Raw genomic sequence first — 15,350 nt, 5'->3', positions numbered from 1 at the left:
TAGGTAAATACTTATTGGACGAGTCCGGTCCTCGATCCGATGCGAGACAGCTTCGCGATCGCGATGGCCGTCCTGGTGACGACCGCCCTGCTCGGCGGCGTCGCGGGGACGGCCGCGGGCGCACAGCCGACGATAGCGACGGACGGGCCGACCGCGGGCGCGCAGCCCGCGGTCGGTGCCGCGGGGGCGACCGGCCCCGCACAGACCGGCGACGCGTGCGGGTTCCCGCTCAACGCGACTGACGCGACCGGGGAGACGATCCGGCTGGAGGAGCGGCCCGAGCGCATCACGACGCTCAACCCGTCGGCCGCACAGACGCTGTGGGAGCTCGGCCAAGAGGACCGCGTCGTCGGCGTGAGCCAGTTCGCGTTCTACCTCGAGGGCGCCGAGGAGCGCGCGAACGTCTCCGCCGAGTTCGGCGCGAGCGTCGAGCGCGTCGTCGACACCGAGCCCGACCTCGTGCTGGCGCCGAACTCCTCGGCCGCGGACGTCGGACCGCTCCGCGAGCAGGGGCTGACCGTGTACCACTTCCCGGCGGCGACCTCCGTCGACGACATCGCCGAGAAGACGGAGACGATCGGTCGGCTCGTCGGCGCGTGCGAGGCCGCGGACGAGACGAACGAGGAGATGTACGACGCGGTCGACGCGGCGGAGAACCGGACCGCCGACGTCGACCGCCCGGCCGCGCTGTACCCGCTCGGCGGCGGCTACGTCGCCGCGAACAACACGTTCATCGACGCGATCATGAACGTCGGGGGCACCGAGAACGTCGCCGCGGAGTACGAGGCCTACCCGCAGCTCTCGGACGAGGTCATCCTCGAGACGGACCCCGAGCTGATCTTAGTCACTGACCCCGAGGCCGCGATCTTAGAACAGGAGCCGTACGCCAGCACGACCGCGGGCGCCGAGGGGAACTACGTCGTGATGAACGTGAACTACCTCAACCAGCCGGCGCCGCGCAGCGTGATCCGGTCGACGGAGACGCTGTCGAACGCGGTGGTCGAGCTTCAGGACGCGAGCGGCGAGTCGTCGGACGGTAGCTCGTCGGACGACGGCTCCTCCGACGACGGCTCGTCGGGGAGCGACGACTCTTCCGGCGGCGAGAACGACTCCTCGACCGACGGCATGGACGGAAACGAGACGGAAACGGACGGCAGCGCCGGCGACACCGGCGCGGAGTCGCCCGGGTTCGGCGTCGTCGCGGCCGCGCTCGCACTGCTCGCGAGTGGCCTGCTCGCGCGGCGCGAGTGAGCGACCCGCGATAGTCGCACCGAACCCCAACCGACGCGTTTCTTCAGATCCCCTGCCCCATCAGGTGGCTGCGGAGGATGTCAGGCGTCTTTAGCCCGGCGTCGCTGTTGAGGAGCACGACGGTCTCGTCGCCGTCGAAGAAGTCGTCCTCGGCGAGCGCCCACGCGCCGGCGGGGGCCGCGCCGCCCGTCGCGCCCATCTCGACGACCTCGTTCTGGGCCACGGCGACCGCGCTCGCGAGGATGTCGTCGTCGTCGACGCCGACCGCGGTCCCCCCGCTGTCGGTGACGGCCTCGACGGCCGCGGCCCCGCCGGCGGGGTCCGGGATCTCCAGCTCGCCGCAGATTGTGTCCGGCGTCCCCCACGGTTCGGGCTCGTCGAGGCCGCGCTCGACGGCGGCGGCGATCGGGGCGCAGCCTGCGGCCTGCGCGGCGACGACCCTCGGCGTCTCGGCTATCGCGCCGACGCGGTCGAGCTCGACGAACCCCTTGTGGACGCCCGCGACGACCTCGCCCGACCCGGTCGGGACGACGACGACGTCCGGGGCGTCGCCGAGGTCGGCGACGAGCTCGAACGCGACCGTCTTCGCGCCCTCGTGGCGGTACGGCGTGGCGAACTCGCCGAGGTCGGTGTAGTCGGTCGCGAGCTGCTCGTCGACCGCGTCGGCGGCGTCGGGGAAGCGCCCGCCGACCACGCGCATCTCGCCGCCGTGGACGTTCGTCATCGACTTGTTCGAGAAGGCGCACCGCGAGGGGACGAACGCGTACGACCGGAGATCCGCCCGGCCCGCGTACGCCGCCATCGACTGCCCGGCGTTCCCGGGGCTCGCGCAGACGAGCGGCTCGACGTCGACCCCCTCGGCGGCCGCCCGCTTCGCGACGGCGGTCACGGCGACGGAGAGGCCGCGGTCGAGGACCGTCCCCGTCGGGTTGCGGCCCTCGTCTTTGACGTACACCGCGTCGACGTCGAGCTCGTCCGCGAGCCGGTCGGTGGCGACGAGGGGCGTGCCGCCCTCGCCCGCGGTGAGCGCCTCGCTCGCCGGGAAAGGCAACAGCGCGTCGAAGCGCCAGTGGCCGCGGGCGGTGGCGGGCGCGGCCCGGGCGTCCCCGCTGCCGCCGCGGGCCGCCGGGTCGAAGAGGTCGCCGGGGTCGACCGCGTCGTAGTCGTAGACCGGGTCGAGGCCGCGCGCCCGTTCGTCGTCGTCGACGGTCGCCGCGTCGGCGGTCTCGTGGACGCGACCCGACGCCCGACTCTCCAGCCCGCGGAACGCCGGCGTGGTCTCGGTGGGCTCCATACCGGACCTTGCGGCGGCGGCGACAAATCGCTTCGCACTCCGACGCGCCGCGGGCCGAGAGCCGTCGCGGGTTCGGTATCGCCGTGACTCGTTTATCGGTCAGCGCGAGTCGACCCCGGGCGGCGAGCGCGTCCCGCCGCCGCTTATAAACTCGCGCCCCGAAACGACGCGTATGAACGGAGACGCCACGGTCGTCGGCGGCGGGCTCTCGGGGCTCGTCGCGGCGACGCGGCTCGCGGAGGCGGGCGCTGACGTGACGCTGTACGAGCGACGGCCCGAGGTCGGCGGACGCGTCCGGACGGAGACGGTCGACGGGTTCACGCTCGACCGCGGCTTCCAGGTCCTCTTCTCGAGCTACCCGGCCGTCGAGCGCGAACTCGGCGCCGAGGGGCTCGACGCCCTGGACCTCCGGACGTTCGCCCCGGGCGCGACCATCTGCCGGCCGGGCTCGCGGTCGGTGCTCGGCGACCCGCTCCGGGACCCGCTCTCCGCGCTCCCCTCGCTGCTGAACCGAGAGGTGTCCTTCTCCGACAAGCTCCGGACGCTCGCGCTCCGGTACGACCTCGGAAACCGGGACGAGGGGAAGTTCTTCGCCGGGCGCGACGCCCCGATCCGCGAGTACCTCCGCGACTGGGGGTTCGCCGACGACTACGTCGAACACTTCGTCGAGCCGTTCTACGGCGGGATCACGTTAGACCGGAGCCTCTCGACGTCGAAGCAGGTGTTCGAGTACACGTTCCGCGCGATGGGCCGCGGCTCCATCGGCGTCCCCGCCGCGGGGATGGCCGCGCTCCCCGCCGCGCTCGCCGACCGCGCCCGGGAGGCGGGCGTCGCGATAGAGACCGGCGAGGACGTGGAGTCGATCCGGATCGCGGGCGAGGGGCGGATCCCGTTCCGGAAGGGGCCCGCCGACGGCGCGACCGTCGAACTGGCGGACGGCTCGACCCGGGAGACGGACGCGGTCGTCGTCGCGGCCTCACCGCCCGAGGCGCGGCGGCTCACCGGCGTCGAGTCGGTGCCGACCGAGGGCGTGCCGAACGTCACCGGCTGGTACGCGCTCCCCGCGGGGGAGTCGTTCGAGACCGGCGGACGGATACTGCTCAACGCCGCGGCCGAGTCGCCGAACGCCGTGGTGCCGATGTCGGAGGTCGCGCCGGAGTACGCCCCGGACGACCGGGCGCTGCTCGCGGCGACGTTCCTCGGCGAGGAGTCGCTCGACCGCGACGAGGGCGACCTCCGCGAGGACGTGCGCGACGCGCTCGGGGCGTGGTACCCGGACCGCGACTTCGACGGATTAGAGACCGTCGACGTCCACCGGATCCGGTTCGCGCAGTTCGCGCAGCCGCCGGGCGTCCACGCCGGCCTCCCGGACCCGGACGACCCGGAGGGGCCGGTCGTCCTCGCCGGCGACTACACTGAGTGGTCGTCGATCCAGGGGGCCCTGGAGAGCGGGCGGAAGGCGGCGAGCGCGGCGGCCGGACACCTCTAGGCGAGCCGCGGCTGCGCTACTCTTCCCGCAGGAACGCCTCCTCGCCGTGTTCCTCAACGGCCGCGAGCAGATCGTCGCGCTGGCCCCGGACTTCGCGCGGGAGCTCGGCGAACGCGTGGTCGAACATCGCGGCGGGGTCGGCCGCGACCGACTCCGCGGCGTCGATGGCCTCGGCCACGACCTCGTCGGCCTCGTCGCGGACCGCCGCGACGCCCTCGTCGTCGATCCGCCCGGTCTCGCGGAGGAACGCCTCCATGCGGTCGAGGGGGTCGAGCGCGCGCCACGGGTCCACGTCGTCGGGCTCGCGGTACGCCGTCGGGTCGTCCGCCGTCGTGTGCGCGCCGAACCGGTACTCGACGAACTCGACGAGCACCGGACGCGGGTCGTCCGCGGAGGCGTCACCCCCAGGTTCGTCGCCGCCGGGCCGGGCGCGCTCGGCCGCCTCACGCGTGACGGCGTAGCTGGCGAGCGGGTCCATCCCGTCGACGCGGACGCCGTCGAAGCCGTAGGCGGTCGCCTTCTGCGCGAAGGTGTCGGTCGCGGTCTGGCGCGACTCGGGGATCGAGATGGCCCAGCCGTTGTTGTGACAACAGAAGAGCGTCGGCGTGTCGAACACGCCGGCGAAGTTCATCGCCTCGTGGAAGTCGCCCTCGCTGGTCGCGCCGTCGCCGAAGTGGCAGGCGACGACGCGGTCTTCGTCGCGGTGGTCGAACGCCCACGACGCGCCGACCGCGTGCGGGAGGTGGGCGGCGATCCCGATGTTCAGCGGAAAGACGTTCCCGTCCGCGATCGCCTCGGTCCCGGACTCGTGGCCCATCCAGTAGGGGAGGTACTCCGAGAGCAGGTCGCGGACGACGACCGCGCCGTGCTCGCGGTACTGGTAGGAGATGAGGTCGTCGGCAGCGAGCGCGTGCGTCGACCCGACCGCCGACCCCTCCTGTCCCGCGCAGGGCGCGTACGTCCCGATCCGCCCCTGTCGCTGGAGGCTGACCGCGCGCTCGTCGAACCGACGCGTGGTCACCAGATCGCGGTATATCGCGCGGAACCGCTCGTCCGACAGGTCGGGGACCGTCGCGTCCGGTAGGGGCGACCCGTCCGGCCCGAGCACCCGGGCGACGGCTTCGTCGGCGAGGGGATCGACCCCGCCGTCGCCGGCGGGGTCGCCGCCGTTCTCGTCCATGCGCGACGAGTGTGCGCCCCAGTCACAAGGAGTTAGCGGTCGCGGCGGCCGCCGACGCCCGCCGGCTCCGTCGTCGGACGTACGTGATCGGGAGCCCGACGAGGACGCCGGCGACGGCGACCGCGCCGAGTACGAACCCGACCAGCAGCCGCACGGGCCCGGCGGCGAGCATCTCGAGTCCCCAGACGACCACGAACCACGCCGTCCAGAGCGCGCCGGTGAGGAGCGCGGTGAGCAGCCCGAACGCGGCCCCGCGGAGATACGTGGGCGCGTCCGGCCGCTCGACGAGGGCCCACCAGACGAGCGCCCCGACGACGAGCGCCGGGGTCGCGAGGAGCGGCATCCCGACCGCGGCCGGGAGGCCGACCACGTCGGCGAACAGGCCGAGCACGTCGGAGAGCAGCAACGCGGTGAGGGCGGCGCAGCCGAGCGCGTACACGCCGGCGTACAGCGACCACCGTCGAGCGGTGGTGAAGCGGGAATCGGCGAGGAGGGAGACGTTCATTCCCTAATGCCACGAGCGGCGGAGTAAATGTCTTCTCGTTGTCCGGTCACCGGTCACCCGACCGTGATCGGTACCTCGAACGGGTACGTCCCGCTTTCGCTCGGGGTCTGCCCGGAAACGTTCCACGAGACGGAGAACAGGCCGCGGGTCGCGACGCGGTTCGACTGTCCGAGCGGGTTTCAGGGCGTGATCACGGCGCGGCCGTCGATCTCGCGGTGTTCGAGCTTCTCGGCGACCGCGTTGATCTCGCCGAGGTCGTACCGGCTGGTGTGGAGGTCGACGTCCCCCTGTTCGACGAGCGCGACGAGCTCCTGAAGCTCCGCGTACCGGCCGACGATGTTGCCGACGAAGGAGAACTCGCCGTTCACCAGCGCCTGCGACGGTTCGTGGACGTGGCCCCCGTAGCCGATGATGTGGTGGTCGCCGCCGCCCGCGGTGATCTCCGGGGCGTAGGCGGTCGTCACGTCCTCGCCGACGAAGTCGAGCACCTGCGCCGCGCCCGTCCCGTCGGTGATCCCCTCGATCTCGGCCGCGACGTCGTCGTCGGTCGGGTTCACGAGGTGGTCCGCGCCGTAGCTGTCCGCCAGGTTCAGCGCCGACTCCTTCAGGTCGACGGCGGTGATCTGGGCCGCGCTCATCGCGTTCAGGCACTGGAGCCCGATGTGACCGAGCCCGCCGACGCCGATGACGACGGCGTGGTCGCCGGGATTCAGCTCCGCGACCGCCTTCTTGGCCGCGTGGTAGGCGGTGATGCCGGCGTCCGCGTGCGGCGCGATGTCGATCGGTTCGACCCCGCTCGGGAGCGGGATGACGGCTCGTTCGCTGGTGTGGAGGTACTCGGCGAAGCCGCCGTCGTGAGTCAGCCCGTTGAACGCGCTGTTCTCGCAGTGCATCGTCTCGCCGAGCCGGCAGGGGCGACAGGTGCCGCAGGTCTGGACCGGGTGGCAGATCACCGGGTCGCCGGCGGAGACGATCTCGACGTCCTCGCCCGTCTCGACGACCGTCCCCGCGTTCTCGTGGCCCAGCGTCAGCGGCAGCTCCTGCGGGACGTACTCGGCCCACATCCCCTCGATGATGTGGTTGTCCGTCTGGCACCAGCCCGCGCCCTCGACCTCGACGACGACGTCGTCCGCGCCCGTTACCGCCGGTCGGTCGACCTCGTCGATGGTGAGTCCCTCGCTCATGTCGTCGGTGTACTCGTGGAGTCTGGCTGCTTCCATGTGTGAACGATTCGCACCGCATGAATCATAAACGTTCGTTATAGTCGGCCGTCTGACGAGACGGACAGTACGCGCGGGAGGACGGAAGCGCTCACAACAGCCGGCGGAACTCGCCGAGCGGCGGGAATCGGAGCGCCTCTCCCGCACCGCTCGCGTCGGGACCCCCGTCCGAGCCCTCCGCGGGAGGGTCGACCACGACCGGCGCGAGCCGGTCCGCGTCGGTGACGAGCGGGGAGTCGAACGCGTCGGTCCGCATCTCGTTGACCGCCACGCCCGGCGCGAGCCGGGTGAACGAGGGCAGCACGAGGAGGTCGGCCCCGCGGTACGTCCCGGGGCCCCGGAGGAAGCAGGGCCGGCGGTCGCCCTCGATCTCGATCGTCGGGTGAACGTGGCCGATCACGTATCGGTCAGCGGTCGCGGACGGCGCCTCGTGGCCGTGGCAGACGACGGTGCGCGTCGCGTCGGTGGCGTCGACGGCGTCGGCCTCCCGGTCGCCGCCCTCGCCGAGAACGATCTCCTCGCGGACGGGCCCGTCCCACCGGTTCGGGAGGGCGGTGTCGTGGTTGCCGGCGACGAGTTCGAAGGCGGCCCCGCGGTCCTCGCAGGCGTCGCGGAGCGCGTCCAAGGTCTCGCGGCTCCGGCCGCTGACTCGGTCGAAGGTGTGGACGACGTCGCCGGCGGCGACCACCGTCGCGGGATCGAACCGGTCGAGGAGGGCGGCGAGCCGGTCGACGAGGTCCGCGCGCTCGCCGAGCGGGAGCGAGACCGCGGAGGCCTCGCCGCGGCCGACGTGGAGGTCGGCGACGACGAGCGCGTCGGCTCCCGGGAGGTAGACGGCGCGGTCCGCGAAGGTCGGGCCGGACTCGGGGCCGGGGGCGCTCACCGGCCGTACCCGGGCGAGCGCTCTCGGCGGCGGCCCGCGTCGCCCCCGTCCGGGCTCGGCCCGCCGTCCGCGTGGTTGCGGGCGGTCGCGTACGCCTCGCGGACGCGCCGGAACGACTCCTCGTCGCCGCCCTGGTCCGGGTGCGTCTCCTTGACGCGCTCGCGGTACGCCCCCTTCACCGCGTCGACGTCGGCGTCGCGGTCGAGGCCGAGCTCGTCGAACGCGTCGCCGACGGGGTCCGCCCGTCCGGCGGGGCCGCGACCGGTCGCCGCACGCGCGCCGAAGCGACCGGCGCCGGAGCCGGCGGACCGACCGCCTCCCGCGCCGGGCGACTCGTCGGTCGCCCAGTCGGGCTCGTCGACGTCGAACGGGAGTCGGCGACCGAGCCCGCGGCCGGGCATCTCGTGCTCACAGAGGACGGTGTAGACGCCCTCGCCCTCCAGCCGGAAGTAGTCGTGCGCGTCGAAGGTGATCGCGACCCCGCGGTCGGGGAGGTAGAAGGGGACCGACACGCCGTCGAACGCGTGGTCCTCGTCGAACCGCTCGCCGGCCGCGTCCAGATAGGTCCGGATCTCGCGGCGGCGCCGGTCGTCGCCGGCGGCGCCGCGGCCGCCGGCCGACGCGGCGGGGGTCGGGACGAGCCGGTCCCCGAGGTAGAACGCGAGGGCGACCACGGCGGTGGCGACCCCGCCGAGGCCGACCCCCCAGAGGACCCACCGCGGCACCAGGCTCGTTAGCTCGGCGAACACACCCGCCGTAGCGGCTCCGCGGTAATCAACCTCCCGCCGGCGCTCGGCGGGGCGCGGCGGACGGTCGGAAGGAGAAATCGGGTCGGTCGGTCGGCCGGCTCAGAGCATTCCCTTCGCCTCGAGCCCGTCGATGATGTCGTCGACGAGCGCCTCGGGGGTGTCGTAGGGGAACTCCTGTTCGCTGCCCAGCTTCGCCGCCATCTCCATGGCGGTGAAGCTCACGTCGCCGGCCTCGAACTTCGTTCCCGGCCCGTCCGGCAGCGCGGGGACGAGGTCCATCTGGTTCTCGACGGGGAAATCTGCGCCGCCGAACGCGTCTAGAAACTGTTCGCGGAGTTCCGCTTTCACGTCGCTCATACACACGACATCCCGAGAGCGCCCGCAAAAGGGTTGCGGAACAACGGTAAACTTATTTAGGGTTGATCGCGGCGCCGAAGGCCGGCGGTCGTGCCGGATCCTGCGGACCTTTGTCGCTGGCGGATCAGGTGGACCCATGGCACGCGAGTTCGCCTTCGACTTCGACCTGCTCCGAGAGCTGACCGAGGCCCGCGGCGTCCCGGGCTACGAGGACGACGTGCGCGAGATCGTCCGGCGCGAGTTCGAGGAGCGCGTCGATCGCGTCCGGACCGACGCGATGGGGAACGTCGTGGGGACGATCGAGGGCGAGTCGGACTACTCGGTCGCCGTCGCGGCCCACATGGACGAGATCGGGTTCATGGTCCGCCACGTCACCGACGAGGGGTTCGTCCAGGTCGACCCGCTCGGCGGCTTCGACGCCCGGGTGCTGCGCGCGCAGCGCGTCACCGTCCACGGCGACGAGGACCTGACCGGCGTCATCGGCTCCGTCCCGCCCCACACGCTCACCGAGGAGCAGCGCGAGAAGGACGACGAGGTGAAAGACGTGTTCATCGACCTCGGGCGCGACGCGGAGGCGGTCGAGGAGGCGGTGAGCGTCGGCGACCTCGTCACCCTCGACCAGACCACGACGCGGATGGGCGACCGGGTCACCGGGAAGGCGCTCGACGACCGGATCTGCGTGTTCGCGATGCTGGAGGCCGCCCGCCGGATCGACGACCCGGACGTGACGATCCACTTCGCGGCGACCGTCCAGGAGGAGGTGGGACTGCGGGGCGCGAAGGCGCTCGGCGTCGACGTCGACCCCGACCTCGCCGTCGCCTTAGACGTCACCGTCGCCAACGACGTGCCGCAGGTCGGCGACCCGGCCGACGCCGTCACCGACCTCGGCGACGGCACGGCGGTGAAGCTGAAGGACTCGTCGGTGATCACCAGCCCGAAGGTCCACAGCCGGCTCACCGAGGTCGCCGAGGCGGAGGGGATCGATCACCAACACGAGGTGCTGCCCGCGGGCGGCACCGACACCGCCGGGTTCCAGAACACGGCGGGCGCGAAGCCCGTCGGCGCGATCTCGATCCCGACGCGGTACCTCCACACCGTCACCGAGACCGCCGACGGCGGCGACGTCGAGGCGACGATCGACCTGCTCGCCGCCTTCCTGGCGTCCGAGACCGGCGAGCACGACTACACGCTGTAGTCGCTCCCGAGCCGCGGAACCGACTCAGTCGTCCCCGGGCGCGGCCGGCCCCGGGTCCCGGGCCGCGCGGTGTGCCCCCCGCGCCTGCCACGCGAACCCGGTGGTCGCGAACGCGATGAACCCGGCCGCCAGGAGGAACCCGGTCTCGGTGGTCGTCCAGTCCATCGTCGTCCCGACGAGCACCGGCCCGACGACCTGCCCGACCTTCCACGACACCGAGCGCAGGCTCATCGCGCTCGCGACGGAGTCGTACGCCTCGCCCTCGTCGACGAACAGCGACATGCTCGCCGGCAGCCGGATCGAGTCGGCGACCCCGAGCAGCGAGTAGGCGGCGAACAGCGCGAAGAAGGCCCCGCCGAGCGTCTGGGAGTCGCCGAGGTACGAGACGGTGACCGGCGCGACGGTCCCGTCGAAGTACGCCGCGAGGGGGATGATCGCCGTCCCGACCCCGTACAGGAGCGCGCCGACCGCGACGAACAGGTAGGTGCGCTCGTATCGGTCGGTGAGGTCGCCGACGAACCCCTGCGTGAGCGCCTTCGTCGCCTTCCCGCCGGCCATGATCCAGCCGATGGCGAACGCGGAGATGCCGAACGTCGTCCGCGCGTAGATCGGGAGGAAGATGATCACCGCCATCTTGCCGACGCTGAACGTGAACCGGAAGAAGACGAGCGCGCGCAACATCGGGAGCCCGAGCAGCGACCGGAACGTCTCGATCCCGCCCGCGTCCTCGGGGTCCTTCCGCCCGCCGGGGTTGTCGCGGAGGAACGCGAACACCAGCGCGAACGCGGCGAGCGTGACGGCGGTCAACACGACGTACGTCTCGCCGAACCCGTAGGCGTACAGGAGGTAGCCGCCGACGAGGTCGCCCGCGAGCGACGAGAAGGAGGCGAACTGGTTGTACGAGCCGAGCCAGCGCCCCTGCTCGTCGTCGGGGCTGATCTCGCCGATCACCGTCGCGCCCGTGATCCAGAGGACGCTCGCGCCGAGGCCCTGGATCATCCGCACGAGGATGATGTGGACGGAGCTGTCGACCAAGGCGAAGCCGACGAAGACGGCGACGTTGATCAGGAAGCCGCCGAGCAGCCACCGCTTCGCGTTGCCGGTGTCCACCCGCCGGCCCAGCGGGAGGACGATGACGAGCTGGACGACGGCGAACGCGGTCCCGAACAGCCCCTCGATGAACCCCGTGGTTCCGAACAGGTCGGCGTACAGCGCCAGCGCGATGAGGATCGTCGAGTACGCCTGGCTACGGGCGAACGCGGTCCCGGCGAGCGCCGCGAACTCCCGGTCCCCGAGCAGCCGTACCGAGTTGCCGAACTGGGCCACGGTGGTCCCCGTCCGCGCCTAACGAGACCCGGAGAAAAAAGCGCCGCAGATCCGGCGGTCCGCGTGGGGTTGTCGCCCCGGCCGGGCTCGACGGCTAGTAACTGAAATGAATCAACAAAGCACTATGTGTGGTCGGATCTAATTACGATACGTATGCGTCGTCGACAGCTCCTCCGCGCGCTCGGCGCCGGTGGCGCCCTCTCGCTGGCCGGCTGTGCGGGCGGGAACGAGGGCCGCGAGCGTGCGCCCGACCTCGGCGCGTTGACCCTCGCGACCGCCACGACGGCGTACGACAGCGGTCTCTTGGACGTGTTACACCGCGAGTACGCCGACCGCTTCGGCTCGCGGGTGGAGGCGCTCGTGCGCGGGACCGGGGCGTCGCTCCGCACCGCCCGGGACGGCGACTGCGACGTGGTCCTGGTCCACGCGCGGCCCCTCGAAGACGAGTTCCTCAGGGAGGGGTACGGCGTGAACCGGCGGCGGGTGATGGTCAACGACTTCCTCGTCGTTGGCCCGCCGGACGACCCCGCGGGCGTGGCCGGGAGCGACCCGGTCTCGGCGTTCCGGGCGATCGCCGACGCCGGGGCGACGTTCGTCTCCCGGGGCGACCGGTCGGGGACGCACGTCCGCGAGCGCCGGATCTGGGACGCGGCGGGCGTCGCCCCCGGCGGCGAGTGGTACATCGAGACGGGACAGGGGATGGGCGACACGCTGATCGCCGCCGAGCGCTCCGACGCCTACACGCTCACCGACCGGGGGACGTTCCTCGCCGTGGGCGCCGGCGGCGACCACGGCCGCCACGTCGACTACGGGATCGACGACCCGCCGCCGCTCCTGCGGAACGAGTACGCCGTGATCCCGGTCAATCCCGCTCGACACGACGTGGCGTACCCGCTCGCGATGTCGTACGTCGGGTTCCTCACCGGCCCCGGTCAGTCGGCGATCGAGTCGTTCCGCGTGGCGGGCGAGCGGGCGTTCCGCCCCGCCGGCCGCTCGGCCGACCCCGAGTTCGAGCAGTACGTCCCGCGCGACTGGGAGGGGTAGCGCCGGCGCTCGGGCGGGACGGCCGCGGTCCGCGTCGGGCCTAGTCGTGCCGGAAGCAGCGCGAGCCGGTGAACGCCATCGCCATGTCGCGCTCGTCGGCCGCGGCGATCACGTCCTCGTCGTTGACGGAGCCGCCGGGCTGGATGACGGCCTCGATGCCCGCGTCGGCCGCCTCCTCGACCGCGTCCGGGAACGGGAAGAACGCGTCCGACGCCATCACGGCCCCCTCGGCGGACTTCCCCTCCGCGTCCTTCTCGGCCTTCATCGCCGCGAGGGTAACCGCGTCGACCCGGGAGACCTGCCCCATGCCGACGCCGACCGTCTCCGTGCCGGTCGCGAAGAGGATGCCGTTCGACTTCACGTGTTTCAGCGTCTTCCACGCGAACAGCATCGTCTCGACCTGCTCGTCGGTCGGCTCGCGCTCGGTGACGACCTCTAGGTCGGCGGCGGTCGGCGACTGCCGGTCGCGCTCCTGAACGAGGCGGCCGCCGACGATGGGCTTCTCCGTGAACCGCTCGGAGAAGCGGTCCTCGCCCGCGCCGAGCGGCCCCACGTCGAGAACGCGGAGGTTCTTCTTCTCGCGGAGGACGTCGAGCGCGCTGTCGGTGTAGCCGGGGGCGACGACGACCTCCTTGAACGAGTCGGCGACCGCGGTCGCGGTGTCGGCGTCGCACTCGCGGTTCAGCGCGACGATGCCGCCGAACGCGGACTTCGCGTCCGTCCGCAGCGCGCGGTCGTAGGCGTCCGCGAGGTCAGAGCCGACCGCGCAGCCCGCGGGGTTGGTGTGCTTGATCACCGCGGCGGCGGGCTCGTCGAACTCCTTGACGAGGGTCAGCGCGGCGTCGGCGTCGTTGTAGTTGTTGTACCCCATCCCCTTCGCGCCGGGGTTCAGTTGGGCGGCGTCGACGACGCTCGCCTCCTCGCAGCCGTCGTCGACGTACAGCGCGGCGTCCTGGTGCGGGTTCTCGCCGTACCGCAGCGTGGCGGTGCGCTCCTCGGAGACGAAGCGCCGCTCCGGGAAGTCACCGCCCACGTCGCCCTCGACCGCGACGTCGACGGGGGCGCCGTCGGCGTCCCGCTCGACGGTCACGCGGTCCTCGGCGAACCAGCGGACCGCCCGCGGGTACGCCGTGAACTCGGCCTCGCGCAGGACGCGCGCCTTCAGCGAGTCGGCGTCGTCGCCCTCGTACACCGGGATCGGTTCCTGAGTGACGACGGGGCCGGCGTCCACCTCCTCGGTGACGACGTGGACCGTACAGCCGGTCGTCCGGACGCCCGCGTCAAGCACCTGCTCGTGGGCGTCGGTGCCGGGGAACGACGGGAGCAGCGAGGGGTGGACGTTCAGCGTCGTCGGCACGGCGTCGAGGAACGCGTCCGTCAGGACGCGCATGTAGCCGTCCAGACAGACGAGGTCGACGTCGTAGTCCGCGAGGCGCTCGACGATCCGGCGCTCGTGCGACTCGCGCGACTCCCCCTCGTCGCGCGCGACGACCTCGGTCGGGATCCGGCGCTCGGTCGCGGCCTCCAACGCCGGCGCCTGCTCGCGGTTCGTCAGGACGACCGACAGCTCCGCGCCGCCGGGCGCGGCGTCGGCGATGTGCCTGAGGTTCCGTCCCCTGTTGCTCGCGAGTCCCGCGATCTTCATACGCGAACGTCCGACCGATCGGGTATATCGATTGCGGTCCGCGTCGCCCGAGTGTACACGATCGAGGATCGGAACGCGGTCTCGACACGGTCCGACGGTGAGACAGATCCACGTCCGTGCCTCGCCCCATCGACACGCTTTTGCTGGCTCCGGCGGCAGTCGCGGACATGACCGACGACTCCGGACCGACGGCCGACGACGCCATCTCGGGGCTGTCCCGGAACGATCCGCTCGCGGCCGTCTCGCCGCTCGACGGGCGCTACGCCGGCCGAACGGCGGCACTGTCGCCGTACGCGAGCGAGGCCGCGCTGATGCGCGCCCGGACCCGCGTCGAGGTGGAGTACCTGCTCGCGCTGGGGGCCCTCGACGCGACGCCGATCGGCTTCGACGAGGCGACCGCGACGGCGCTCCGCGAGGTGTACGCCGACTTCTCGGTCGAGGACGCGCGGCTGATCAAGGCCCTCGAGACCGAGGGGGCCGCGGGGTACGACGCGACAAACCACGACGTGAAGGCGGTCGAGTACTTCCTCCGCGTCCGGCTGGCGGACATCGCGGAAGGTCCCGACGCGCCGCTCGACGACGCGGAGTCGCTGTACCCGTGGATCCACTTCGGGCTCACCAGCGAGGACGTGAACAACCTCGCGCAGCGCCTCCTGCTCAAGCCCGCGGTGAGCGAGGTGGTCGTCCCCGCGGTCCGCGAGGTCCGCGACGCGCTCGTCGAGTTGGCGCAGGAGCACCGCGACACGCCGATGCTGGCGCGCACCCACGGCCAGCCGGCGACGCCGACGACCTTCGGCAAGGAGATGGCGGTGTACGCCGCGCGGCTCGGCCGGGCGCTCGGGCGGGTCGTCGTCGCGAACGAGGACCTCTCCGGCAAGCTCGCGGGGGCGTCCGGCACCTTCGCGGCCCACCGCGCCGCCTACCCCGACGTCGACTGGCGGGCGTTCTCGGCGTCGTTCGTGCGCGACCTCGACCTCGAACACACCGCGCTCGCGACGCAGGTGAACCCCTGCGACGACCTCGCGGCGCTGTTCGACGCGCTCCGGGGCGTCAACAACGTGCTCCTCGATCTGGACCTCGACGCGTGGCTCTACGTCGCCGACCGATACCTCGGGCAGGAGGCCGTCGAGGGCGAGACGGGGTCGTCGACGATGCCCCACAAGGTGAACCCGATCGACTTCGAGAACAGCGAGGGGAACCTCTCGAAGGCGA

General features: G+C 72.3%; 14 protein-coding genes. 5 read left to right on the top strand and 9 right to left on the bottom strand.

Features of this window, described 5'->3' with window-relative positions; all coding sequences use genetic code 11:
• The first annotated feature begins 39 nt into the window (after window positions 1-39).
• Window positions 40-1,251: a PGF-CTERM-anchored ABC transporter substrate-binding protein gene (locus Q0116_RS01235; RefSeq protein WP_297884728.1), complete on the top strand. Its 1,212-nt coding sequence runs from the start codon at window positions 40-42 to the stop codon at window positions 1,249-1,251.
• A gap of 43 nt (window positions 1,252-1,294) precedes the next feature.
• Here the strand turns inward: Q0116_RS01235 and Q0116_RS01230 are convergent, their stop codons facing one another.
• Window positions 1,295-2,545 carry a pyridoxal-phosphate dependent enzyme gene (locus Q0116_RS01230; protein WP_297884727.1) on the bottom strand — a complete coding sequence of 417 codons (1,251 nt, stop codon included), beginning with the start codon at window positions 2,543-2,545 and terminating at the stop codon, window positions 1,295-1,297.
• 172 nt (window positions 2,546-2,717) lie between these two features.
• Here Q0116_RS01230 and Q0116_RS01225 point away from each other — a divergent pair, with 172 nt between their 5' ends.
• Window positions 2,718-4,034 (top strand): NAD(P)/FAD-dependent oxidoreductase, encoded by a 1,317-nt coding sequence (locus Q0116_RS01225; protein ID WP_297884726.1) that lies wholly within the window; start codon window positions 2,718-2,720, stop codon window positions 4,032-4,034.
• A gap of 16 nt (window positions 4,035-4,050) precedes the next feature.
• Here the strand turns inward: Q0116_RS01225 and Q0116_RS01220 are convergent, their stop codons facing one another.
• From Q0116_RS01220 to Q0116_RS01195, 6 genes are all read right to left on the bottom strand, one after another.
• Window positions 4,051-5,214 (bottom strand): thiamine pyrophosphate-dependent enzyme, encoded by a 1,164-nt coding sequence (locus Q0116_RS01220; RefSeq protein WP_297884724.1) that lies wholly within the window; start codon window positions 5,212-5,214, stop codon window positions 4,051-4,053.
• 22 nt (window positions 5,215-5,236) lie between these two features.
• Window positions 5,237-5,719 carry a hypothetical protein gene (locus tag Q0116_RS01215; protein WP_297884722.1) on the bottom strand — a complete coding sequence of 161 codons (483 nt, stop codon included), beginning with the start codon at window positions 5,717-5,719 and terminating at the stop codon, window positions 5,237-5,239.
• Between the two features lie 179 nt (window positions 5,720-5,898).
• Window positions 5,899-6,939 (bottom strand): NAD(P)-dependent alcohol dehydrogenase, encoded by a 1,041-nt coding sequence (locus tag Q0116_RS01210; RefSeq protein WP_297884720.1) that lies wholly within the window; start codon window positions 6,937-6,939, stop codon window positions 5,899-5,901.
• 91 nt (window positions 6,940-7,030) lie between these two features.
• Window positions 7,031-7,822 carry a metallophosphoesterase gene (locus Q0116_RS01205; protein ID WP_297884719.1) on the bottom strand — a complete coding sequence of 264 codons (792 nt, stop codon included), beginning with the start codon at window positions 7,820-7,822 and terminating at the stop codon, window positions 7,031-7,033.
• Window positions 7,819-8,571 carry a J domain-containing protein gene (locus Q0116_RS01200; protein WP_297884717.1) on the bottom strand — a complete coding sequence of 251 codons (753 nt, stop codon included), beginning with the start codon at window positions 8,569-8,571 and terminating at the stop codon, window positions 7,819-7,821. Before Q0116_RS01200 ends, Q0116_RS01205 begins: the two co-directional genes overlap by 4 nt.
• A 99-nt stretch (window positions 8,572-8,670) precedes the next feature.
• Window positions 8,671-8,928 carry an MTH865 family protein gene (locus tag Q0116_RS01195; RefSeq protein WP_297884715.1) on the bottom strand — a complete coding sequence of 86 codons (258 nt, stop codon included), beginning with the start codon at window positions 8,926-8,928 and terminating at the stop codon, window positions 8,671-8,673.
• Window positions 8,929-9,064: 136 nt separating this feature from the next.
• Between Q0116_RS01195 and Q0116_RS01190 the strand changes: the two genes are divergently transcribed.
• Window positions 9,065-10,123 (top strand): M42 family metallopeptidase, encoded by a 1,059-nt coding sequence (locus Q0116_RS01190; protein ID WP_297884713.1) that lies wholly within the window; start codon window positions 9,065-9,067, stop codon window positions 10,121-10,123.
• 24 nt (window positions 10,124-10,147) lie between these two features.
• On the opposite strand, the gene Q0116_RS01185 is transcribed toward Q0116_RS01190, so the two are convergent.
• Window positions 10,148-11,449 carry an MFS transporter gene (locus Q0116_RS01185; protein WP_297884711.1) on the bottom strand — a complete coding sequence of 434 codons (1,302 nt, stop codon included), beginning with the start codon at window positions 11,447-11,449 and terminating at the stop codon, window positions 10,148-10,150.
• 153 nt (window positions 11,450-11,602) lie between these two features.
• On the opposite strand from Q0116_RS01185, the gene Q0116_RS01180 reads away from it, so the two are divergent.
• A complete protein-coding gene (locus Q0116_RS01180; RefSeq protein WP_297884709.1) occupies window positions 11,603-12,493 on the top strand; it encodes a substrate-binding domain-containing protein in 891 nt (296 codons plus the stop codon).
• A gap of 40 nt (window positions 12,494-12,533) precedes the next feature.
• Here Q0116_RS01180 and purH read toward each other — a convergent pair whose 3' ends face one another.
• Complete coding sequence (gene purH, locus Q0116_RS01175) at window positions 12,534-14,138, bottom strand: bifunctional phosphoribosylaminoimidazolecarboxamide formyltransferase/IMP cyclohydrolase (protein ID WP_297884707.1); 1,605 nt, start codon at window positions 14,136-14,138, stop codon at window positions 12,534-12,536.
• A gap of 167 nt (window positions 14,139-14,305) precedes the next feature.
• Between purH and Q0116_RS01170 the strand changes: the two genes are divergently transcribed.
• A partial coding sequence (locus tag Q0116_RS01170) for a lyase family protein (RefSeq protein ID WP_297884706.1) occupies window positions 14,306-15,350 on the top strand: 1,045 nt, incomplete at its 3' end.

Source organism: uncultured Halorubrum sp. (genome assembly GCF_937146585.1).
GTDB lineage: Archaea > Halobacteriota > Halobacteria > Halobacteriales > Haloferacaceae > Halorubrum > Halorubrum miltondacostae.
The sequence above is the reverse complement of the archived record's forward strand: the minus strand, read 5'-3'. Positions and strand labels throughout refer to the sequence as shown.